The following is a 22,671-nucleotide window of genomic DNA, read 5'->3' on the forward strand; positions in this document are numbered from 1 at the left end:
GATGCACGCGGTGTCTGAGCGTTTTTCGCGAGCAGGCTCGCTCCCACAAGGGGTTATTGGTGTGGTTAATCTTCGAAGCGGTCTGAACCTTCACGATCATGCTCGTAATGCCGGCCAACCGGAAACGCCGGCAACCACGCCTCACGCCGCACGGTCCAGCTTTCATAGGTAGGTGTGAGCTGGTCCGGCGCATCCAGCGCCCCCAGGTTCACTTCAATCTCATCGTCAGTACGGTTGAACACCGAAGACCCGCACCGGGGGCAAAAACACCGTCCGGCGTAGTCTCGTGTTTCACCCTCGATGGTCACCGCGTCCTGGGGGAATATCGCCGATGCATGAAACAGCGCCCCATGGTATTTGCGGCAGTCCAGGCAATGGCACAAGCCCACCCGATAGGGCCGCCCCGTTGCCACGATCCGGACATCGCCGCACAGGCAACCGCCGGTGAATCGGTCCATGGTGCGTCTCCTCTGCTTGCGAGTTCCCTGTGGGAGCGAGCCTGCTCGCGAAGGCGTCGGCACTTCCAGCATCAATGGCGACTGACCCACCGCCATCGCGAGCAGGCTCGCTCCTACAGGTTCTGCATGGCCTTACGGCTTGCGCGCCGGCATGCCCGGAACGCCGCCCAGCGCTTCGATCGGGTTCGCTTCAATGCCATCCTCGCGAACCACCGCCCGTGAAGTATAGGCCTGGCGCCGCTCGATCCAGCGCCGCAGGGCCAGCAGCAACGCACTGACGAAACCGTACATGACCGTGACGATGAACGCCGATTGCAGCAGCGATTGCGGGGCGAAGCTGGAGATCTGCTGGGACCTTCGCAGCAGCTCTTCGTACGGAATGATGTAGCCCAGCGACGTGTCCTGGACGATGGCCAGAATGGAACTGATCAACGCCGGCAACATCAGCTTGAGCGCCTGGGGCAAGACGATCCAGATCATCGCCTGGTGTTCGCGCATGCCGATCGACAGCGCCGCTTCGCGCTGTCCGCGTCCCAGCGAAAGAATGCCGGCGCGGACGATCTCGGCGGTCATTGCGCTGTGGTGCAGCACCATGCCGAAGATCAGGTAACCCAGGGCCGACCAGTGCAAGCCGATCGAAGGCAGCAGGATGACCGTGAACAGGATCAGCAACAGCAGCGGGACCGCACGGAAGCAACCGATGTAGCTCGCCGCCAGCGTGCTCAGCCAAAGCCGGTCAGACAGACGCGCCAGCGCCAGGGGCACGGCGAGACTGAAGGCCAGCACCGTGCTGATTACCGCGGCCAGCAAAGTGGCCACAAGGCCATCGAACAGAAACTTCAGGGTCCCCGGATGCAGGAAGATTTTCCAGCGATGGGCGTCGAACTGACCGCTGGCATCCAGGCGATGCCCCACCGCATAGAGCAGGCCGAACAACAGCACCACGCCGATCACCGAGATGATCCGGTTACGTCGTCTGGCGATCGGCCCCGGCGGTTCGTAAAGCAGGTTATCGGCGTTCATCGCACCACCGCCATTTTTTGTTCCAGGAAGCGGAAGAACAGGCCCGCCGGCAGGGTCAGCAGGAAATAGGCCGCCATGGCGCCGAGGAAGGTCGGTACCGCCAAAGCAGTGTCGAAGTTGATCTTCTGCGCGGTGTAGGTGATGTCCGCCACCCCGATCGCCGCGCCGATGGCCGACGCCTTGATCTGGATGATGAACAGATTGCCCAGTGGCGCGATCACCGATTGCACCGCCTGGGGCAGCACCACTTCACCGAGGATCTGGTCGAAACGCATGCCGATGCTGCGCGCGGCTTCGACCTGCCCGATCGGCACGGTATTGATACCCGCACGCACCACCTCACAGATCCACGCCGCGCTGTACAGCCCGAGGACCAGCACGGTGGAAGTGAACAGCGAGTACATGAAACCCAGCTTCGGCAGGCCGAAGGTGAACAGCAGCAACAGCGCCAGCAGCGGCATCATCCGCATCAGTTCTACGTAGCTGCTGGCAAACCAGCGAAAGGGTGGCCACGGGCTCACCCTCATGATTGCCAGCAGCAGCCCGAGAACGATCGCAATGGCGAAGGACAGCAGGGTCAGCTGTATGCTGACCCCGATCCCCCCCAGAAAGCGTTCGATATACGACATCAGGTTCGCCTCGACCGGTTCTTATTGTTCAATCACCGGCACCTGCGGTGCGCCCAGTCCCTCTTCCAGGTCCTTGCCGTACATTTCCTTCCACTGGCCATTGGCAATGGAGGCGCTCAACTGGCTGTTGAGCCAGTCACGCCAGGTGGTGTCTTCCTTGATCACGGCAATGCCGTAAGGCTCCTCGGTGAACGGCGCGCCGACCACGCGCATTTTTCCGGGCTGGCGCATGGATTCGCCGACCAGGGTGGCACCGTCGTCGACATAGGCGTCGAAGCGTTTGTCGATCAGCCCTTCGACGCAGGCCGAGGCGTCGCTGAAGGTGACGATTTTCGCGGTCGGTGCCAGTGGCTTGAGGTTGCGCTCCACGGTGGTGCCGCTCAGGACGCAGACGGTCTTGCCATCCAGGTCGGCGGTTTTCTTGATCGACTGATCATCTGCACGCACCAGCGAATCCTGTCCGGCCAGGTAGTACGGGCCGGCGAAGCCGATGACCTTCTTGCGCTCATCGGTCACGGTCATGGTGGCGATGACCATGTCGACCCGCTTGTTCTCCACCAGCGGGATACGGTTTTCCGGGGTGGTGCTGACCCATTCGATATTGTCTTCGGAGCCGGTGAGTTTCTTCGCCAGCATCCGCGCCAGATCAGCCTCGAAGCCCTCGACGTCACCGGTCATGGGGTTGCGCGAAGAGAACATCAGGGTGTTGAGCGAGCTGCCCACCACCAACTTGCCGCGCTGCTGGATCTTGGCCATGGTCGAATCGGCCGGGAACTGCTCAGCGGTGGAGGCCGATGCGAACGAGGCGAAGATGCAGGAAGCCAGGAGGGAGACGCCGAAGGAAACGATTCGATTTGAACGCATGGTTGTTCTCTCTTTTTATTGTGATGTCGGTTGAGTGGATCAGTGTGCAAGAACCTTGGACAGAAACTCGCGGGCGCGCTCCGAACGAGGCGCGCTGAAGAAGGTTTCCGGGGGCGCGCTTTCGACGATCCGCCCGGCGTCCATGAAAATGATCCGGTCGGCGGCGGAGCGCGCAAACCCCATTTCATGGGTGACCACCACCATGGTCATGCCGGTGCGGGCCAGGTCGACCATGACCTTGAGCACCTCGTTGACCATTTCCGGGTCGAGCGCCGAGGTCGGCTCATCGAACAGCATCACGCTGGGCTTCATCGCCAGCGAACGGGCCAGTGCGACGCGCTGTTGCTGGCCGCCCGACAGTTCAGCGGGATAGGACTTGCCCTTGTGCCCCAGGCCCACCTGATCGAGCAGCTGCATGGCCCAGGCGTCGGCCTCGGCGCCGCGCATGCCAAGGACCTTGCGCGGCCCCATGGCGACGTTCTGCATGGCGGTGCGATGGGAAAACAGGTTGAAGCTCTGGAACACCATCCCGACCTTGGCGCGCATTTTTGCCAGTGCCCCGCCCTCTTCCGGCAGGCGTTCGCCGTGCAGGAAAATCTCGCCACTGGTGATGGTTTCCAGACGGTTGATGCAGCGGCACAGGGTCGATTTGCCGGAACCGGACGGGCCGATGATCACCACCACTTCACCGGGCTGCACCTCCAGGTCGACGTCAAACAGCACCTGCTGGCTGGCGAAGAACTTGTTGACGGCGCGCAGCGAGATGGCGGGGACCGGCTGATTTTGCGAGTGAGTCGAAAGCATGATTGGTGATCTGCCCCTAAGTCTGATGTGTGCCCGGCAGGCATCCTGTACTAGACGAACTTCAATTGCACCGTGGCTTTCAATTGGCCCGCGCGCTCGCCGTTGTAGCTCTTGATCACCGGGTCGGCCCACGGGGCCAACAGCGGATTATCGCTGTCCACCTCCAGCACGCCCAGTTGCTTGAGCACGGCAATGGTCACGGCGAACACGCTGGGGAAATCGCCATCGCTGACTTTCACCGCCACACCCAGGCCACGGCTGCGGATCCCGACCGTCTGCAAGCCATCGGCACCGGTCTTCGCGACCCAGTCGCCATTGGAAGCCAAGGTGATCCCCAGGTCGGCGCGTCCGGTGCCCGAGACCATTTGCGGATGGCTGCGCATGGCATCGAACAAACGCTTGAGTATCGGTTCGAGGCTGGCATCGCCACCGCCATCGCCGCTGGCCAGGCGCGCCCACATCAAGGCCAGGCGCGACAACGGCATACCCAGATTCGGCGCATTGCAGCCGTCGGTGCCGGTCCATAAGCCTTTTTCCGGTACACCGCTCAGGGAGGCGACGACGCGCTGAATATCACGCTGCAAGGCATGATCGGGGGACAGATAGGTCTCGCTGGGCAAGCCATGCAGGCGGCAATAAGCGAGGAACCCGCTGTGCTTGCCGGAGCAGTTGTGGTGACGCTGGTCGTAGCGGAAACCGGCGGGCGGCAGGTTGTCCAGACCGTAGATGTCCGGCAGGTGGCAGCCACAGCCGAGGTCGGTGCAGGTATGCCCGATTTTCGAGAGCATGCTGCTCACGGCATTCGCGTGAGTGTCTTCCCCGGAGTGACTGGCGCACATCAGGGCGACTTGATCGTCGGAGAAACCGAAGTGCTCCACCCCGCCGTCGCGAACGAACGGAATGGCCTGAAAGGGCTTGAGCGTCGAACGGGAAAACATCATTGCGCCAGGATCGCCGGCATACGCCAGCAAGGAGCCCTGGTGATCGACCACGGCCACCGAGCCCCAGTGGATGCGCTCCACGTGCTCGTTTCGGGTAGCTATGGCCAGTGGAACGTGTGCGGGAAAATCCATGTGATCTCGATACTCCAAAGATTGCCCCGTGGACCAAGGTTGCTGCGGGGCGAATACGGGGTCGGTGGTGATGAACGACGTGCGCACTTCGATCGAAAATGAGTCTATATTCCAGCAAATACCGATGGAATATCATGAAACAGAATTCGGTTTTGCATCCCACGCAAAGGCAATCACTTCAACCATGACGTCTGAAACGACACGTATCGATCACCTGGGGGTCATGAGGGCTCTGGTCAAAGTGGTGGAATTGGGCACCTTTTCCGCGGCGGCCCGGGAGATGCACGTCTCCCCTTCGACCTTGACCCGGATGATTTCGGCACTGGAAAAATCGCTGGGCACCACCCTGCTGCACCGCACCACGCACATCGTCGCGCTCACGGAAGCGGGCCAGATCTACCACGCGCGGGCGTTGTCGATGATCGCGGACCTGGACGACACCTTGCGTGTCGTCAGCGATCTCAACCTGGCCCCCAGCGGCCCGTTGAAACTGGTCTCACCGGTGGCGTTCGGCAGGCGCTTTCTGGCGCCGCTGATCGCCCCCTTCCTGCAGATGTACCCGGGGATCCAGATGGACCTGCGCCTGACCGACAACCACAACGACATGATCGTCGGCGGCTTCGACCTGGATATCCATGAAGGGGAAAATCATCTGGAGAACCTGATCGCCTGGCCGATCAGTCGCAACGATTCACTGTTGTGTGCGTCCCCCGACTACCTGGCGCGTTGCGGCCATCCCGCCACACCGGCCGAGCTGAGCGCTCATAATTGCCTGATCTACCTGCACCCCGACGCCGACCCCCATTGGTACTTCACCCAGGGCGAAGTGAAGCATTCGATTTTTCCCAAGGGCAACCTGCAGTCGGACAACTCCGAGCTGCTGCTCGAAGCGGCCTGCGGCGGCCTGGGCATCGCCGAATTCGAAATCTGGCTGGTGCGCGACTTGCTGCTCAGTGGAGAACTGCAGATCGTGCTGCCGGACTATCGATTCGTAAACTCGCTGACCGGCAGGCAGATCTACATGGCCTACCTGCCCAACCGGCGCTACTCCACCAAGGTTCGGGTGCTGCGCGAGTTTCTCGAAACACGCTTGAAGGGCATTGGTGAATTGCCGCCGGAGCTGTTTCGGCCAGATGTGGATCAGCCCATCGCTGATGACCCCATCCGGCCTTCGGCAGAGTGATGATTACTGCTGGCCCGCTTTCGCTTCCCGGCTGAACGCCGCCACTTCCTTGACCAGCCCCTGCGCCGCGAGCATCACCAGCTCGCGGCCTTTTTCCGGAGTGGCCAGCGCCGGGTCGGAGCCCATGCGGCCGTCCGGGTGGCGGGCGCGGAAGTCCGCTGCTTCACGGATCGGCCCCCAGTTGGCGATCTGCGGCGAGTAGTCGGCGGTCTTGATCGAATCCGGATAGGCCCACTGGGTGATGGCGATTTCCGACGGTGTGGCATGCACGCCGTGGCCGGTGGGGAACTGTTGCTTGGCCAGTTCATTCACGCCTTCCAGATCCCACCAGTTGCACAGCTTCAAGGCGAAGCCGGCCGGGCGACGGGCGAAGCTGGCTTCGGCGTAGATTTCCGAGAAGGCCGCCTCAATCGACGCCACGTTACCGCCGTGACCATTGAGGAACAGGATCTTCTCGAAGCCGTGGGCCGCCAGCGAACGCACCCAGTCGCCAATTGCCGCCATGAAGGTCGAAGGACGCAGGGAAATGGTGCCGGGGAAACCGAGATGGTGTTGCGCCATGCCGATATTGAAAGTGGGCGCAATCAGGATGTCCGCGTCTTGCTGGGCCTGGCGGGCGATGATTTCCGGGCACATCCAGTCGGTACCCAACAGCCCGGTGGGGCCGTGTTGCTCATTGGAGCCGATGGGAATCACGATGGTGCGGCTGCGTTGGAGAAACTGGTCGATTTCGGCCCAGGTGGACATGTATAGCAGCATCTGAGTTCTCTCTTTCAAGGGTTGCTTGGAGGTGTAGTCGAGCGTTGGCGGATCAGCCAGCACTCCATTCAGGAACAGGTGTTTGGCTCACTGACGATTTGTGGAAAAGCACGATCAGCGTCGCACACAACGCGGCACAGCCGACAGCGACGACGCCCAGGCTCATGGTGCCGGTGGCCGTCTTGGCCCAACCGATCACCGCCGGCCCCCAGAACCCACCGGACAGGCCGATGGTGTTGATGAAGGCGATGCCGCCGGCGGCCGCGTCACCCTTGATGTGCTCCGAGGGCATGGTCCAGAACACGGTATAGGCCATGAACATCGCGGCGGTGGCCAGCGACAACAACATCAGCGACGGCAGTACATGCCCGGCGGCCAGGGGAAACATCAGCAACAGCACGGCGCCGATGCCCGCCGGTACCGCGCAGTGGTAGCGCCGCTCGCCCAGGCGATCGGAGCGTCGCCCGATAAAGTACATGCCAATCGCCGCGCCGACATAGGGGATTGCCGCAAACCAGCCCAACTGTTGCGTGTCACTGACGCCCTGGTCCTTGAGGATCGCCGGGAGCCAGAAGCTCATGGCATAGATCGCGAAGATGATGCAGAAGTAGGCCGACGCCAGTACATAAGTTTTCGGGTCGCGCAGCACGGCCTTGAAGGAATGCGTGTGCCCTGTCGATGGACCAAGTTCCGCCGCCAGCAGTTGCTTCTCTTCAGCATTCAGCCAGCGGGCCTCGGCTGGGCGGTTGGCCAGCACGAAATACATGAGGATGCCAAGGAACACACAAGGCAAACCTTCGATCAGAAACATCCACTGCCACCCCGCCAAGCCGCCAACACCGGACAACGTGGTCATCAGCCAGGCCGACAGCGGTGCGCCGACAATGCCGCCAATGGGCCCGGCGATGAACACGATGGCGATGGCCCGGGCCATCCGCGTCGGGCCGTACCAGCAGGACAGGTAATAGATCATGCCCGGCGCAAAACCGGCCTCGAACACACCCAGCAGGAAACGCATTACATAGAAGGTCGGCACGTCGCGCACGAACAGCATGCACGCCGAGATGATGCCCCATAGCACGAGGATGCGGCTGAAGGTCTTACGTGCGCCGACCTTCGGCAGCATCAGGTTGCTGGGTAATTCGAACAACACATAGCCGAGGAAAAAGATTCCGGCACCGGCGCCATAGGCCGCATCGGACAGCCCCAGGTCACTTTGCATCTGCAGTTTGGCGAAGCCGACATTGATCCGGTCCAGATAAGCGAACACATAGCAGATGAACAACAGCGGCAGCAGGCGCCAGTTGAGCTTGCGATAGAGGACCGCCAGCGCCTCCGTTCTTGCCGCGGGTGTGAAGGTGGCCATGCGCGTCTCCCATTATTGTTGTTCACAGAGGTCGTGGGATGAATGTTGCCCCGCACCCTTGAGGCCAGCAAGAGCAACTAAGTTCGCGTATCGTTGCCCTGTAAGCAACACTCAGGAATGAAGGGATAAACCACATGCGCGAGATCAATCAGCAACGGCTGCGGTATTTTCACGAAGTGCTGGTCCACGGTTCGATTCGTGGCGCGGCGGACAGCATCAACACCTCGCCTTCGGTAATCACCCGGCAAATCAAATTGCTGGAAGAGGAATTGGGCGCGCAGCTGTTCGAACGCCAGGCACGGGGCGTGCAGCCGACCGAAGCGGCGGCGCATCTGCTGGAGTTCTGGCGCGGGTATCGCTCCCACCAGGAGCGGCTCGAAGACCAACTGCAAGCGATCAAGGGCCTGCAACAAGGCCATGTGCGTGTGGTGATCAGCGAAGGTTATGTCGATGCCCTGATCGACAACGTGCTGGCGCCGTTCTGCAAGCAGTACCCCAAGCTCGATATCACGCTGGACATCCTGCCCGTCGACGATGTGCTGGATGAAGTGGCGCAAAACCGCGCGCATATCGGCCTTGCCTACAACCCACCGCCCCACGCGCACATCGATTTCTGCGCCACCTCTTCACAGCCGGTGATGCTGCTGGTGCGGCCCGATCACCCCTTGGCGGTCAGGGGCGGCGTCGCAACCGTCGAGGATGTGCTCGCCTGCCAACTGGTGCTGACACCCACCACCTTCGGCATCGGTCACGCCATCAAAATGCTCGAATACGCCGAGAAGATCGAGATCCACCCGGCGCTGGTCAGCAACTCGCTGGCGGCCCTCAAGCGCTTGGTGGCTTGCGGGGATTTTGCCTCGTTGCTCGGTGAGTTCGCCGCCTACCGGGAGATTGCCCAGGGCAGCCTGACGGCAGTGTCAGTGGACCACCCGACGTTTCTCGGGGTTGAGGCCAAGCTCCTGGTCAAATCGGGACGAGCCTTGACCGCGCCGGCCCAGGAGTTGCTCAACTGGATGCTGCAACGCCTGCCGATGTTCGAGCCCGGCGACTGAACCTCAATGTGCGGCGGACAATCCGGCAGCGGTCTCCACCAGCAACTGGCGGAACCACTTGTGCGCCGGATCGTTGCGATAGCGCACGTGCCAGGCGATCTGCACCGGGAAGGTCCCCAGATCAACGGGGGCTTCCACCACTTTCAGGCGCGGGTCCTTGGCGATTTGCTTGCAGATCAGCCGAGGCAGGGTCGCGCAGTAATCGGTGACCGCGATGATCTCCGGCACCGCCAGGAAATGCGTCACCGAAATCGCCAGTTCGCGCCGCAGGCCCTGCCGGTCGAGCGCCTGGAACAGCCCGGCCCTGAGGCGCCCCGGCGGCTGGATGTTAACGTGGCGCAGCGCCTCGTATTGCTCGCGGGACAGGCTGTCGCCGATGTCCGGATGGTCGGCGCGCACCACGCACGCCAGGCTGTCGTCCATCAGGTGCTGGATGATCAGGTTGTCGGGCGGCTCGACGATGCGCCCGAGCACCATGTCAGTGGTACCGGATATCACCCCGGTCTCAGCCAGGTCATTGCCGTAGGGCGCCAGCGACATTTTTATTCCGGGCGCCAACTCCCGCAGCCGGGCGACGATGCCCGGCACCAACACCACTTCCACGTAGGTATTGACCGCGATGTTGAGCTGGCGCGTGGCGGTCGCCGGATCGAAATGCTGCCGTCCGACCAGTACTTCGTCGAGACGGCCCAGGCTCTCGACGATCACCGGAGCGATCTCTTCGGCAAACTGGGTCGGCTTGATGCCGTAGCGTTCGCGGATGAACAGCGGGTCTTGCAGGGTGTCGCGCAGCCGATTGAGGGCGTTCGACAAAGCCGGCTGAGTGATGCCCAGGCGCAGGGCGGCGCGGGTGACGCTGCGCTCTTCCATCAGCGCAATGAAGACCGGCAAGAGATTGAGATCGTAGCGCATGGGTTGCCACCGTCTGGATCGAAGGATTCAGCACACATAATGCCTGATGAATATCTAACATCAAGTAAGTAAATTTCTTGAATATCTCACCCTGAATCATAGTTGGGCCCATCCAGAAGGCGCTGCCGCAACCGGCAACCGGCTTCAAAGGCTCAACTCCAATCAAGGTGATTCAGATGACCGACACCCTCCCCCCGAACAAGCTGACTCGCGCCCTGGCGCTGTTTGCCCTGGCCCTGGGCAGCTTCTGCATCGGCACATCCGAATTCGCCAGCATGGGCATTATCCAGCTGTTCTCTGCCAGCCTTGGCATCGATGTGCCAGAGGCCACCAACGCGATCACCGCTTACGCCCTGGGCGTGGTCATTGGCGCACCGGCGGTGACCCTGGCCGCGGCGCGGCTCAACCGGCGCACGCTGTTGCTGGGGTTGATGGCGCTGTTTGTGGTCGGCAACGTGCTGTCGGCGATCGCCACCGACCTGAATCTGCTGATGGCTGCGCGCTTTCTCAGCGGCCTGCCTCAGGGCGCCTATTTCGGTGCCGGCGCCATGGTTGCGTCCTGGATCATGGGCCCGGGACAGGAAGGCAAGGCGTTCGCCATTGTCATGACCGGGCTGACCATCGCCACGATCATCGGCTCGCCCCTGGCGACCTTTCTCGGTCAACACCTGGGCTGGCGTGAAACCTATCTGGCGGTGGCCGTGTTGTCGGGTCTGGCTCTGCTTGCGATCCGCCAATGGCTGCCACGCAGCGAGGCGCTCAACGGCACGCCGATCATTCAGGAACTGTCGGCCCTGCGCCAAGGCAGCGTCTGGGGGGTGATGGCGGTGGCTACCGCCGGTATCGCCAGCCTGTTCGCGGTCTACACCTTTATCGGCCTCATCGTGACTGACGCTGCACAGCTGGCACCGAGCCTGATCCCGGTGGCCCTGGCGATCTTCGGCCTGGGCATGACCGCCGGCAACAGCGTCGGCGGCCCCATGGCGGACCGCTACCCGATGCGCGGCATCGTGCTGGGATTCGGCGCGGCACTGGCGATGCTGGCGACGATCGCCACCGCCGGCCAATCGCCCTGGGTGCTTTTCCCTGCCCTGTTCGTCCTCGGTGCCGGCCTGATGGCTTCGCTGCCGACCCTGCAAGTTCGCCTGACCCGACTGGCCCCGCAAGCGCCATCGTTGATGGGCGCCATGACCCTGGCTGCGTGCAACCTCGGTAACGCGATTGGCGCCTGGGGTGGCAGCGCCTCGATCGATGCAGGTTACGGCCTGCTGTCGGCAGGCTGGGCCGGCTTTGCCATGACCCTGACCGGCCTGGTGCTGTTCGGACTCACCCTGATCCGCCGCCCTGCCCCGCTCGCCCCTGTGGCAAGCGTCGCCTGAATCTTTAACTCAAAACCCGCGTTTTCCATCCTGTAGGAGAGACATCCATGAGCATCAAACACGTCCTGTTCATCCTGACCAACACCGCCGAAATCGGCCCTAACAATCGCCAGACCGGCTACTTCTTCCCGGAAGTCGCCCACCCTTACGAGGTGTTCGCCGAAGCGGGCGTGGCCGTCGAGTACGCCTCGCCACTGGGTGGCAACCCGCCGGAAGACGGCTACGACGAGACCGACCCGGCACAACTGGCCTTTCGCAACAGCTCGGCGATCCGGCGCATGGCCAACAGCCGTCGGTTGTCGGAGGTGGATGTGCTGGACTATGACGCGATCTTTTTCCCCGGCGGCCTTGGCCCGATGGTCGATATTGCCAAGGATCCTGAGGTGAAACGTGCGGTGGAACGTGCGTGGAATGGCGGCAAGATCGTCGCGGCAGTGTGCCACGGTCCGGCGGCGTTCCTTGGGGTCAAGCAGGCGGACGGCACCCCGCTGGTCCAGGGCCGCAGATTGACCTCGTTCTCCAACGACGAGGAAGCCGGTTACGCCCAGGCGGACGTGCCGTTCCTCCTAGAGGACGCGTTGCGCGCCGAGGGTGCCGAGTATTCATCGGCGGCGGTGTGGCAGGAAAAAGTGGTGGTCGACGGTCGCCTGATGACCGGCCAGAACCCGGCCTCCGGCGGGCCGCTGGCGAAGGCGATGGTCGAAGCGCTGAAAACCCTCTGAATCTTTTTACCTCCTGTAGGAGCGAGCATGCTCGCGATGGTCGTCAACGATGACGCTTACCCCCTGACACCCCGCGGTGTTCTCGGGTTCATCGCGAGCAGGCTCGCTCCTACAGGGATCACACCCAGGAGTTCATCATGTCCGCTTATGTTATTTTCATCCGCGAAAACACCCTCGACGAAGCGCAAATGCAGCAATACGCGCAGAAGGCCCCCGCCGCCCGCACCGGCCACGACATCACCCGAATCGCCTTCTACGGCCAGCTCGAGGTGCTGGAAGGTCCATCGGCCGAGGGCGTGGCGATCCTGCGGTTTCCCGACATGAACGCCGCCCGGGCGTGGTACAACAGCCCGGCCTATGAACAAGCGCGCGAACATCGTTTCAAGGGGGCGCAGTACCGGATGCTGCTGGTTGAAGGCAGCGACGTCGCACCGGCCTGACGCTCCACGAGCAAAGCCCACCACCAGGAGGTCCCTTTCGTGAGTAAAAAGCCCTACGTCCCGCCCAAGGTCTGGAAGCACGAAGCACCGTCAGGCGGCCAGTTCGCCAACATCAACCGCCCGGTTGCCGGCCCGACCCATGACAAGACTCTGCCAGTCGGCAAGCACCCATTGCAGCTGTATTCGCTGGCCACGCCCAATGGCGTGAAGGTGACCATCCTGCTTGAGGAGTTGCTGGCACTGGGGCACACCGGCGCCGAATACGACGCCTGGCTGATCCGCATCGGTGAAGGCGACCAGTTCTCCAGCGGCTTCGTCGAGATCAACCCGAACTCGAAGATCCCGGCGCTGCTGGACCGTAGCGCAGAACCGCCGATTCGCGTGTTCGAGTCCGGTTCGATCCTGTTGTACCTGGCGGAAAAATTCGGCGCCTTCCTGCCCAAGGACCCCGCCGGGCGCACCGAAACCCTGAACTGGCTGTTCTGGCAGATGGGCGCGGCGCCCTACCTGGGCGGCGGTTTCGGGCACTTCTTTGCCTACGCGCCGGAAAAGTACGAATACCCGATCAACCGCTTCACCATGGAGACCAAGCGTCAGCTGGACGTCCTCGACCGCCGCCTTGGCGAAAGCACCTTCCTGGCCGGCGACCACTACAGCATCGCCGACATCGCGGTCTGGCCGTGGTATGGCCAACTGGTGCGGGACAACGTGTACTCGGCGGCGGAATTCCTCTCTGCCCACGAGTACAAAAACGTGCAGCGCTGGGCCGAAGACATCGCCAAACGCCCGGCCGTGATCCGTGGCCAGCGGGTCAACCGGACATGGGGCGACGAGCAAAGCCAGGTGCCGGAGCGGCATCAGGCCAGTGATCTGGACTGAACTGTAGGAGCGAGCCTGCTCGCGATGGACTCCTGAACACCGCTGGGTGTCAGGTTCTTCGCGTCATCGTTGACGACCATCGCGAGCAGGCTCGCTCCTACAGGTTTATCGGCCGGCCCCGGTATTTGTGTACGACCACAAACCCTGTGGGAGCGGGCTTGCCCGCGATGAGGCCCACACATCCAATATCACCAGCGACTGACACACCGCCATCGCTGGCCAGCCAGCTCCCACAGGTTTATCTGCCAGCCCTGGCATTTGTGTAAAAGCACAAACCCTATAGGAGCGAGCATGCTCGCGATGGACCTGAGAACACCGCGGGGTGTCAGGTTTCCCGCGTCATCGTTGACGTCCATCGCGAGCATGCTCGCTCCTACAGGGATTTCTGCAAGCCCTGGCATTTGCGTGCAACCCGCCGCGCGTCAGTGCGGCCACAGATCGGTCGGGAAGTACTTCTGCGAAATCTGCGTGTACTTGCCCGATTCATACAATTGGGTCAGCGCCTGATCGATCTGGGTCTTGAGCTCGACGTCGCCCTTGCGCAGGCCCGCGCCGACGCCAAGGCCATATTTCAAGGGGTCCATCTTGATGCTGCCGGTGCCCTTCTCTTCGAACGCGCTGCCGTCCCGGGACTTGAGGAAGTCGATGTCGCCGACCTTGTCGAGGAACATGACGTCGATGCGCCCGGCAATCAGGTCGGCGTTGCAGTCGTCCTGGGTGTTGTAGATGCGGATATCCGAGGTGTTGCCATAGGCGGTGCGGATGAATTCGGCGTTGGTGGTCGAGCCCTGCACGCCGATAGCCTTGCCGGCGAGACCTTCGGGAGTCAGGGTCACGTCGACGTTTTTCGGCGCGACGAAGATGCCGGTCGTTTCATAGTAGGGACGGGAAAACGCGATCACCTTCTGCCGCTCCGGGCTAATGCCCATGGAGTTGAACAGCACGTCGAACTTGTTGGCGATCAACGCGGGAATGATGCCGTCCCACGCCACTTCCTTGATCTCACACTCGGCCTTCAATTGTTCGCACAACGCGCGGATCAAATCGGGCTCAAAGCCGGTGAATTGCCCGCTGGGCGTCTTCACCAAAAACGGCGGGTACGGCTCGGCGGCGACGCCAAAACGCAGTTTCTCCTGGGCCGCCGTGGCGGGCGCTGCAAAGGTACATAAGGTCAGGCCGAGGGAGGCCGCCAGGGTCAGGTTGCGCAGTATTCGTTTCATGGTCGATCCCTTTTTTATTGGAGGACAGTGATAAACGCATGGCTTGGAAAACGCATGTTCAAGCCGCCGGCAACGGCAGCGGCAACCAGCCCTGAATGGCTTGCCAGTCAGATTCGAGGGCGCTGAAACGCGAGAGTGAGAAGGTGGAAAGATCGGCAAAACTGCACACGCCGTCCACGACCAGGTCGCGAATGGCATGACCGCTCGCCGGTGAAAGCCCGAAGCCGACACCCGACATCGTGGCAACGGTGACGTTGTCCAGCGCGGCAGGCCGATCAATGACCGGACGCCCGTCCGGGGTGTTTTCGATGAAGCCGGCCCAACTGCGAATCACCCGCTTGTGGGCGACCTTGGGGAACAGCTCGGCCAGGCGCCTGGCGATGTTGCATTGCAGCGGCGTTGATTGCGCCCGGGTGCCGCGCACATCCGCCAGATCGACCCACTCGTGGGGGCCGCCACCGTAGGCGAGATTGCCGCGCAGGGTTTGCCGGCCATACAGGCCGTTGCCATCCACGCCGCCGACGTCAAGCAAGGGCAGCGGCTCGGTGACGATCATCTCGGCACGGGCGGTTACCAGCGGAATCTCGACCCCCAGCTGCGCTGCCAATTCACCGGTGTGCGGCCCTGCGGCAATCACCAGATGGTCACAGGCGATCAGGCCCTGGGCCGTGCGCACGCCGGTCACCCGGTCGCCATCGCGCACGATGTCCACGACCGGCGTGTGTTCGAGCACCCGACCGCCGAGGTTCTGCAGCGCCCAGGCATAGGCCTGCAAGGTGCGGTGCGGATTGGCGTGGCCGCCGAAATGGTAGTAGAAGCCGGCCAGTACGTTGTCGCCGGCAAAGGGCACCAGGTCGCGCACCTGCTGCGGGTCCAACTGGTCGACGCGCAAGCCATACCAGGCCGCATCGTTCACCACCTTTTGATCGAGGGCAACCTGATGTTCGGTGAGGTCGATGCTGATGCGATCCCGGCGGTATTCGGTGGGATAGCCGAGCAGTTCGTCCATCATCGGCCACAGTCGCTGCTCTTCGACGAACAGTGGGCTGTGGTGATGGGAACAACCGCCGCCGTTACGCCCCGAGGCGCCCCAACCGATCAGGCCGGCTTCGAGCACCAGCACATCGACGCCATCGCGCGCCAGCCACCAGGCGGCGCTCAAGCCGGTCACGCCGCCACCGACGATGACCACGGAGGCGCTGGATGAGGATTTCTTGACTGTCTGCATGGTGTCAGCCCTCTGCATTGAGTTGAGGCGCGGCGTCTGTCCTGCGCCGGGCGACGGTCTGCTCCCCCGCGCACAGCCAGAACGGCGTCCACTGCGACGGCATGTCGAACCACGCATCCCAGCGGCTTTGCATCTGTGGCGTTTCCTCGACCTGCCCGGCCTGGCGCATCGACAGCGGGCGCACCGGCGGGCGAAACGAGGCCAGCGCAATGGCGTCGACACTCAGGCCGGCGCCGAGGCCGAGCAAGGCCGCCACCTGTTCACGGCAACGGCGGCCCTGGCACGGGCCCATGCAGGCGCGCGTCAGGCGCTTGGTCACGTCCGGGTTGGGCGAATCGTTTTGCATGGCGATTTCCAGCGACGCCTGGGCCGGCGTCCATTGCAGATAACGCGGCGGTTGCTGACCGAGAATCTCACTGGCGGTCACTTCTTCGCACTGGCAGACAAAGGGTTGGTTCTGTGCGTGGAGCGTGGAGGCCCGCACCCAGGCCGTGCGATGGGCAGCCGGGTCGACGACGGGCGCGTCGGGGACCGGGGCCCGCCCGCTCGGCGCGATGTCGACACCCAGCGCCACCAGCGCGGTGTGCGCGGCGATGCGGCCTTCGCGTCGGGCAATGTCCTCGTCGAGGCTTTTCGACGGCCAGACACCCGCGCAGTCACCGGCCACCAGCACGAAGGGCAAGGAAGTTCGCTGCAGCGGATCCGCGTCCGGGACGTGACCGCCTCGCTCAGCCTGGAAGGACACGCGGCATCCCGCCGATTCCAGTAGTTCGATGGCGGGAATGGCAGCCACGCCCAGCAGTACCGTGTCGCATTCGATCTCGACCAGCGCCTCGTCAACCGGACGACCGCTGTCGTCGATCGCCACGGCGGTCATGCCCTTGACCCCGAATCCATCGCCGAACGCCTCGCGCACCACATGCCCGGTCAACAGCCGCGCGCCCTGCTCCACCAGTTGCGCCAGTAGCGCCGGATCGCCACTGACCTGCGGCGCCTGTTCGATGATCGCGGCAATTTGCACGCCGCTGGCGATCAGCGCCTTGGCCGTGGCCAGCGCCTGGGTGTCGCTGCCGACCAGCACCGCACGCTTGCAGTCCAGCGCCTGGTAAACTGTGGCCAGCCGATGCGCCGCGCTGACACCCATCACACCGGGGCGATGCCAGCCGTCGAAGGCCAGGCCCATGTCGCGCCGGCCAGCGGCGACGATCACCTGTTTGAAGCGCAGCAGCCAGGCGTTGTCCTCGTCGGCCAGTCCGGCCACGGCGCCGTCGATCCATGCAGCGGTGGGCTGCTGGGGAAACAGGCCCCAGACCGCCGTGCCGAGCCGTACGTCGACACCGGCTTCGAGCGCCTCGGAGATTTCCGGGCGGGCATCGAGCAAGGTCTGCAGCACGCTGTTGCGGTTGGCCACCGCCGCGCCCATGCGCCCGCCGAAATGCAGCGGCACCTCCTCGCCCATGGTTTCCAGCGGCACCGGGTTTTCATCCACCAGGGTGACGCGCAGGCCATGGCCGATGGCGCTCAAGGCTGCGGCGAGCCCTGCGGGGCCGGCGCCGACGATCAGGATGTCAGTCTCGTCGCTGATCGGCGGCGCCTTGCCCGCCACCGACGCCGGATCGTAGTAGTTGTTTTTGTTATGTGTGGCCATCGGGTTTCCCTCGAGTCGACTAGAACAACGAAGAAGGCGGCTTGACGTCGCCTTCGGCAAATCGCGACAGGCGCAGCTGGCGCATGTCCAGGCCCGGATCGCCCGAGTCGATCCAGTCCGCCAGGGTCTTGCCCACGATCGGCCCCATGGCAAAGCCGTGGCCGCAGAAACCGGTGGCGATCGCCAGGCCCCGGGGTGAGGTTTGCGCATCGATCACCGGAATGCCGTCGGGCAAGACGTCGATGGCCCCCGCCCAGCGATCGGCAATCTGCGTATCGACCTGCCCCGGGAACGCTGCCTTGAGCGCCCGCATGGCGGTGCCCAGGCCCTTTTCATTGGGCTTGATCAGCGGATTGCGCTCGTGGATGCCCTCGCCCAGCCGCGACGCCTGCGACCACGGCATGCGCTGGTGCAGGTCCGTCAGGCAGGCACCGTTGAGGTTGAAGCGAAACGACTTGCGGTGCGCCCACAATGAAGGTGCATACCAATGCAGGGCGCGCAGGTGGCCGAGGGTCATGTCGACGTCGACATGGGCGTCGTCGGCGATGTTGAAGCTACCGTCGAGCCGCTGGCGGAAACCCACGCCATTGGCGATGGTGGAAATGCCGCTCAGGGTCGGGCCCGAAGTGGTTCGCGCCACCGTGCCACGGACCAGTTGCTGCGGCAGTTCGATACCGAGCAGGCGCAGCAGGCGGAAGGTAGTGACGCCGGCGGCGCAGACCACGGTTTTCGCCTTCACATAACCGCGCTCGGTTTCGACACCCACCACTTGCCCTGCGGCGACGTCGATGCCCCTGGCGCCACAGTGTTCCACCAGTTGCGCCCCCAGCTCGCGGGCACGCATGGCGAAGGCCCGCGCCACCAGCGTGGGTTCGGCCTGACCGTCGCTGGCGGTGAACAGTCCACCGTGTTGTGGCACAGCGTATCCCGGCAATTTCTTGAGCACTTCACTGGGCGAGAGCATCACGGTGTTCATGGAAAAACTGCGGGCAACGCTCAGCCAGGAGGCATATCCCTCACGCTCTTCCTCGTTGCCCGCGACAAACAGGCAGCCGTCGTTGCGCCAGCCCAGATCGGTTTGCAATTCACGCTCCAGCGAGCGCCAGAGGCCGATGCTGGCCTGCATCAGCGGCACTTCAGCCTCGTCCCGCGATTGCTGGCGCACGAAGCCCCAGGCCCGGGACGATTGCTGGCCGGCGAGCAGGCTTTTTTCCAGCAGCAGCACCTTCACCCCGGCCTTGCCAAGGTAATAGGCACAGGCACAGCCCATCAGGCCACCGCCGATGATCACCACGTCGACTTCACGGGGCAGTGGATTGTCCTGGGGCGTCGATACGCCGGCCAAAGCTGCTACTGGAGTGTTCATAAGGGAAATCGCCGAGTGGGAAATGACGCATGGCGCTGCGTCGTGGTTTCGGCTAAGAATGTGCCCCGTCAGGCTGAAATTACAGTGATGTCTGCGCATTAATTCCATGTGAGGAACGCATAGAAACATGAGCCGCCAACTGCCATCGATCGAGCTTTTGCAGGCCTTCCTGACGGTTGCCAAGACCGGCAACTTCGGCAAGGCGGGCGAGCAGCTCAACCTCAGCCAGAGCGCGGTGAGTCGCCAGGTCGCGCAGCTGGAAGCACGCCTGGACACCCGCCTGTTCGAGCGGCACACGCGCAGGATCGTGCTCACCGCCGAAGGCCGCTCGCTGGTGCCGGTGGCGGAACAGGTCATCGGCCTGCTCTCGGACGCCTCGCACATGCTCGCCACCGTGGGCACCAGCGTCAGCCTGCGGGCGCATCCGACCATGGCCGCGCGCTGGTTGATTCCACGGCTGACGGCGTTCTATCGCGAGCATCCGCAGGTCACGGTCAGTGTCGACACGGTGTATCACCGCTTTCCCGATTTCGCCTTCGAATCGATCGACGCCATGATCGCCTACGGAACCGCCACCTGGCCGGACTTCGAAGCGCTGGATTTATGGGAGGAAGAGCTGATTCCCGTGTGCTCGCCGCAGCTGCTCGAAGGCACCACACCCGAAGATCTGCTCAAAACCGCGCGGCTGGTCGACTCGAGCATGGACCGCCTCGACTGGCGTCGCTGGGAAGAGTACTACCCGGACTCGATTGGCCCGGATAACGCGCATCTGACCTTCGACACCCTGGAATCGGCCATTGTCGCGGTGAAATGCGGTCAGGGGATTGCCTTGGTCGACGCGGTGCTCACCCAGGATGAATTGCGCAACGACCAACTGGTTCGCGTGCATGCCGGACGCATTGTGACCGGTGGGCGATACACGCTGGTGTATCCGCGGCGGGTGAAACATTCGAGCGGGTTTTCCGAGTTTCTCGGCTGGTTGGAAAACCAGAGAACCGCTTAACGGGCAACATCGATGTTGAATGTGCCGGTCTCATCGCGAGCGGGCTCGCTCCCACAGTTTTTGTGTCGACCACCCGTTATTCGGCCAGCCCCAGAAACTGTAGGAGCGAGCCTGCTCGCGATGGACTCAAGAACGCAGCGTTTATCCAGATACCCCGCGTTATCGTTGACGACCATCGCGAGCAGGCTCGCTCCTACAGGGAGAGGGCAAACGATGTGCTTAGTGCCATCACACTAAGGTGCATTCGCGCTATACCCGGGGATGATATCGATGGCAGTGCCTGTCCCCGCACACTCACCTCCTGGGCGAACCCGTCGCTTTCACGTCGAAAGTGTGGCTCTTGCCCCCCATCAGGAGAGTGACCATGACAACGTACCTGAACCACTTCGCCCAAAAGAAAGCCTCGCAGACGCCAGTCCTGGTCCCGCACAACCCGGCGTTCGAATACCAGATTCCTTCGCGCTACGCGGTGCGGGTCGGTGATATCGATGTGATGGTCATCAGCGATGGGGTGTTGCCGCTGCCGACCGAGACCATGTCCACCAATGCCGCCCCGGCGGAGCGCAAGGCGTGGTTCAAGGAGATGTTCCTGGGGCCGGACGCGTTCGACTGGGCGCTGAACGTGCTGGTGGTGCGCAGCGGCGAGCAGGTCATCCTGGTCGACGCGGGCCTGGGCAATCAGTTCCCCGGCTTTCCCCGGGCCGGGCAGTTTCCCAAGCGCCTGGCAGCCGCCGGCATCGATCTGGCATCGGTCACCGACATCGTCATCACCCACATGCACATGGACCATATCGGCGGGCTGCTGGTGGACGAGGTGAAAAACAGCCTCAGTCCTGACGTGCGCATCCACGTGGCGGCCACCGAGGTCGACTTCTGGGCCGAGCCCGATTTCACCTTCACCGAAATGCCGGCACCGGTACCGGATGTGCTGCGGGCAACCGCCAACGCATTCATGAAGGAGTTTCACAGCAAGCTGCGCACCTTCGACGACGAATACGAAGTGGCACCGGGTGTGGTGGCGAAAATGACCGGCGGCCATACCCCGGGCCACAGCGTGGTCTACGTGCAATCGGGCGACGAGAAGTTGACCTTTGCCGGTGACGCCCTGTTCCCGGTCGCCTTCGAACACCCGGACTGGCACAACGGCTTCGAACATGACCCCGAGGAATCGGTGCGGGTGCGGGTCCGTCTGATGCAGGAAGCGGCGGCCAGTGGAGAACTGTTTGTCGCCACGCACCTGCCCTTCCCTTCGGTGGGCCGGGTGGCGGTCGATGGCGAGGCCTTTCGTTGGGTGGCGGCGTTCTGGGATTTCTGACCGCTGCGGCAAACAAAAAACCGGCGCCTGTTCAGACGCCGGTTTTGTTTGTCAGATGCGGGCAAATTTGTCGGGACAATGTACAGCCCTTGGTCAACCGCCCTGCCCGTTCCCCAGCGCCTCGGCCATGCGCACCAGATCGGCAAAGGACTTGGCGTGCATTTTTTTCATGGCATGGGAGCGGTGGATCTTGATGGTGATTTCGCTCAGGTTCATCTGCCCGGCAATTTGCTTGTTCATCAGGCCTTTCACGGCCAGCGCCATCACTTCCCTTTCACGAGGTGTCAGCGACTGGTAGTCGGCATGCAGGTTCGAGGATTTGCGCTCCAGTTCACGGCGCTTCATGTCGGTCTGCAGTGCGGCCGACACCGCGTCCAGCAGATCCTGCTCGCGAAAGGGCTTGGCCAAAAAATCCACGGCACCGGCTTTCATTGCCTTGACGGACATTTCGATGTCCCCGTGGCCGGTGATGAAAATGATCGGGATATTGATGTTCGAATCCACCAGCTGACGCTGGAAATCCAGACCGCTGCTGCCCTGCAGGCGCACATCGAGGACCAGGCAACTGGCGCCATCGGTCTTTGAATGCTGGAGAAATTCTGCAGTCGAGGCGAAGGTCTCGACCCGCATGCCGGCAGAGCGCAACAGGTTGCTGAGCGCATCGCGGATGGAGGCATCGTCATCCACCACGAACACAATGGAAGCAGTGTTTTGCGACTCGCTGAGCGGAGCGTTCATGCACGGCAATCCCTGGGAGAATGGTGGAAAAAAAGTGTAGCACAACGCCACCCACAGCCCGGATGCCCCTCCGAGCGGCTTTATTCGTTTGGGAAAACTTGCGGGCGTCACGCAATCAGGCTGGATTCCAGCGCCGAGATCATCGAGAAAAAACCACGGGGCGAATGCAGGAGCAATTCCACCTGGGCACTGCGACTTTCCCCCCGTGTGCACCAATTGCAGAAATGCTCGCAGTTGTTGGAGAAAATCCGGTAATGGCGCTCACCCACTCTTGAGTACGCGCGACGGACGATTTCTTCACTGGAGTACTCGCTCTGCGCTTCAAGAATCCAGACGGGTCTGCCATTGGCGAACTGTTCCAGATCGGTCACCTCGATGGGCCCCGGCGTGAATGAACCGCTGTACCCGGCGTAGTGGGCGACCCGACCTTCACCCAGGTAGATGCCATGGTGAATGTAGAATTTTCGCGATGTGATCAGATGCGAACCGGCCCGGATTTGAGGCAGTGCCTGTTCGACATCGGCTATCAGGCTTTTCACGATAAAGTTCTCCGCAACCCTTGAAATGACTATATCGCCGGGGTTGCGGCACTACATTTGTACAAGCGATT

General features: G+C 62.7%; 23 protein-coding genes. 8 read left to right on the top strand and 15 right to left on the bottom strand.

Annotated features, from left to right (window positions below; all coding sequences use genetic code 11):
- Positions 1-65: 65 nt before the first annotated feature.
- The 6 genes from DKY63_RS07010 to DKY63_RS07040 form a co-directional block, all read right to left on the bottom strand.
- A complete protein-coding gene (locus DKY63_RS07010) occupies positions 66-458 on the bottom strand; it encodes a GFA family protein (RefSeq protein WP_110963435.1) in 393 nt (130 codons plus the stop codon).
- Positions 459-590: 132 nt separating this feature from the next.
- On the bottom strand, positions 591-1,481 hold the full coding sequence (locus tag DKY63_RS07020; RefSeq protein WP_110963436.1) for an amino acid ABC transporter permease: 891 nt from the start codon (positions 1,479-1,481) through the stop codon (positions 591-593).
- Entirely contained in the window at positions 1,478-2,110 is a 633-nt protein-coding gene (locus DKY63_RS07025) for an amino acid ABC transporter permease (RefSeq protein ID WP_110963437.1), read from the bottom strand. The genes DKY63_RS07020 and DKY63_RS07025 overlap by 4 nt, the downstream gene beginning before the upstream one ends.
- A 21-nt stretch (positions 2,111-2,131) precedes the next feature.
- On the bottom strand, positions 2,132-2,974 hold the full coding sequence (locus DKY63_RS07030; protein WP_110963438.1) for a glutamate ABC transporter substrate-binding protein: 843 nt from the start codon (positions 2,972-2,974) through the stop codon (positions 2,132-2,134).
- 39 nt (positions 2,975-3,013) lie between these two features.
- On the bottom strand, positions 3,014-3,778 hold the full coding sequence (locus DKY63_RS07035; protein ID WP_110963439.1) for an amino acid ABC transporter ATP-binding protein: 765 nt from the start codon (positions 3,776-3,778) through the stop codon (positions 3,014-3,016).
- Positions 3,779-3,828: 50 nt separating this feature from the next.
- On the bottom strand, positions 3,829-4,851 hold the full coding sequence (locus tag DKY63_RS07040) for an asparaginase (protein WP_110963440.1): 1,023 nt from the start codon (positions 4,849-4,851) through the stop codon (positions 3,829-3,831).
- Positions 4,852-5,035: 184 nt separating this feature from the next.
- Here DKY63_RS07040 and DKY63_RS07045 point away from each other — a divergent pair, with 184 nt between their 5' ends.
- On the top strand, positions 5,036-6,034 hold the full coding sequence (locus DKY63_RS07045; RefSeq protein WP_110967869.1) for a LysR family transcriptional regulator: 999 nt from the start codon (positions 5,036-5,038) through the stop codon (positions 6,032-6,034).
- 3 nt (positions 6,035-6,037) lie between these two features.
- Here DKY63_RS07045 and DKY63_RS07050 read toward each other — a convergent pair whose 3' ends face one another.
- Both DKY63_RS07050 and DKY63_RS07055 read right to left on the bottom strand, forming a co-directional pair.
- On the bottom strand, positions 6,038-6,793 hold the full coding sequence (locus DKY63_RS07050; RefSeq protein WP_110963441.1) for a creatininase family protein: 756 nt from the start codon (positions 6,791-6,793) through the stop codon (positions 6,038-6,040).
- A 52-nt stretch (positions 6,794-6,845) separates the two neighbouring features.
- A complete protein-coding gene (locus DKY63_RS07055) occupies positions 6,846-8,159 on the bottom strand; it encodes an MFS transporter (RefSeq protein ID WP_110963442.1) in 1,314 nt (437 codons plus the stop codon).
- Positions 8,160-8,293: 134 nt separating this feature from the next.
- Between DKY63_RS07055 and DKY63_RS07060 the strand changes: the two genes are divergently transcribed.
- Positions 8,294-9,211, top strand: a complete 918-nt coding sequence (locus tag DKY63_RS07060) for a LysR family transcriptional regulator (RefSeq protein WP_110963443.1) — start codon at positions 8,294-8,296, stop codon at positions 9,209-9,211.
- 3 nt (positions 9,212-9,214) lie between these two features.
- Here DKY63_RS07060 and DKY63_RS07065 read toward each other — a convergent pair whose 3' ends face one another.
- Positions 9,215-10,123, bottom strand: a complete 909-nt coding sequence (locus tag DKY63_RS07065) for a LysR substrate-binding domain-containing protein (protein WP_110963444.1) — start codon at positions 10,121-10,123, stop codon at positions 9,215-9,217.
- Between the two features lie 176 nt (positions 10,124-10,299).
- Between DKY63_RS07065 and DKY63_RS07070 the strand changes: the two genes are divergently transcribed.
- From DKY63_RS07070 to yghU, 4 genes are all read left to right on the top strand, one after another.
- Complete coding sequence (locus tag DKY63_RS07070) at positions 10,300-11,502, top strand: MFS transporter (protein ID WP_110963445.1); 1,203 nt, start codon at positions 10,300-10,302, stop codon at positions 11,500-11,502.
- 47 nt (positions 11,503-11,549) lie between these two features.
- A complete protein-coding gene (locus tag DKY63_RS07075) occupies positions 11,550-12,224 on the top strand; it encodes a type 1 glutamine amidotransferase domain-containing protein (RefSeq protein ID WP_110963446.1) in 675 nt (224 codons plus the stop codon).
- Positions 12,225-12,361: 137 nt separating this feature from the next.
- Positions 12,362-12,664, top strand: coding sequence for a DUF1330 domain-containing protein (locus DKY63_RS07080; RefSeq protein WP_110963447.1), 303 nt, complete (start codon positions 12,362-12,364; stop codon positions 12,662-12,664).
- Between the two features lie 39 nt (positions 12,665-12,703).
- Entirely contained in the window at positions 12,704-13,543 is an 840-nt protein-coding gene (yghU, locus tag DKY63_RS07085) for a glutathione-dependent disulfide-bond oxidoreductase (protein ID WP_110963448.1), read from the top strand.
- Positions 13,544-13,965: 422 nt separating this feature from the next.
- On the opposite strand, the gene DKY63_RS07095 is transcribed toward yghU, so the two are convergent.
- The 4 genes from DKY63_RS07095 to DKY63_RS07110 are packed head-to-tail and all read right to left on the bottom strand — an operon-like array spanning position 13,966 to position 19,005.
- Complete coding sequence (locus DKY63_RS07095; protein WP_110963449.1) at positions 13,966-14,763, bottom strand: transporter substrate-binding domain-containing protein; 798 nt, start codon at positions 14,761-14,763, stop codon at positions 13,966-13,968.
- 58 nt (positions 14,764-14,821) lie between these two features.
- A complete protein-coding gene (locus tag DKY63_RS07100; protein WP_204354308.1) occupies positions 14,822-15,991 on the bottom strand; it encodes an NAD(P)/FAD-dependent oxidoreductase in 1,170 nt (389 codons plus the stop codon).
- 4 nt (positions 15,992-15,995) lie between these two features.
- Positions 15,996-17,639, bottom strand: coding sequence for an FAD-dependent oxidoreductase (locus tag DKY63_RS07105; RefSeq protein WP_110963451.1), 1,644 nt, complete (start codon positions 17,637-17,639; stop codon positions 15,996-15,998).
- 19 nt (positions 17,640-17,658) lie between these two features.
- Positions 17,659-19,005: an NAD(P)/FAD-dependent oxidoreductase gene (locus tag DKY63_RS07110; protein WP_110963452.1), complete on the bottom strand. Its 1,347-nt coding sequence runs from the start codon at positions 19,003-19,005 to the stop codon at positions 17,659-17,661.
- A gap of 127 nt (positions 19,006-19,132) precedes the next feature.
- Here DKY63_RS07110 and DKY63_RS07115 point away from each other — a divergent pair, with 127 nt between their 5' ends.
- Both DKY63_RS07115 and DKY63_RS07125 read left to right on the top strand, forming a co-directional pair.
- Positions 19,133-20,008, top strand: coding sequence for a LysR substrate-binding domain-containing protein (locus DKY63_RS07115; protein ID WP_110963453.1), 876 nt, complete (start codon positions 19,133-19,135; stop codon positions 20,006-20,008).
- A gap of 364 nt (positions 20,009-20,372) precedes the next feature.
- Complete coding sequence (locus DKY63_RS07125) at positions 20,373-21,323, top strand: MBL fold metallo-hydrolase (RefSeq protein WP_110963455.1); 951 nt, start codon at positions 20,373-20,375, stop codon at positions 21,321-21,323.
- A 93-nt stretch (positions 21,324-21,416) separates the two neighbouring features.
- On the opposite strand, the gene DKY63_RS07130 is transcribed toward DKY63_RS07125, so the two are convergent.
- The gene (locus DKY63_RS07130; RefSeq protein ID WP_110963456.1) at positions 21,417-22,061 is read right to left on the bottom strand and encodes a response regulator transcription factor; all 645 of its coding nucleotides are present in this window, start codon (positions 22,059-22,061) and stop codon (positions 21,417-21,419) included.
- Between the two features lie 107 nt (positions 22,062-22,168).
- Entirely contained in the window at positions 22,169-22,600 is a 432-nt protein-coding gene (locus DKY63_RS07135; RefSeq protein WP_343327508.1) for a lecithin retinol acyltransferase family protein, read from the bottom strand.
- Positions 22,601-22,671 lie beyond the last annotated feature (71 nt).

Source organism: Pseudomonas putida (assembly GCF_003228315.1).
GTDB lineage: Bacteria > Pseudomonadota > Gammaproteobacteria > Pseudomonadales > Pseudomonadaceae > Aquipseudomonas > Aquipseudomonas putida_S.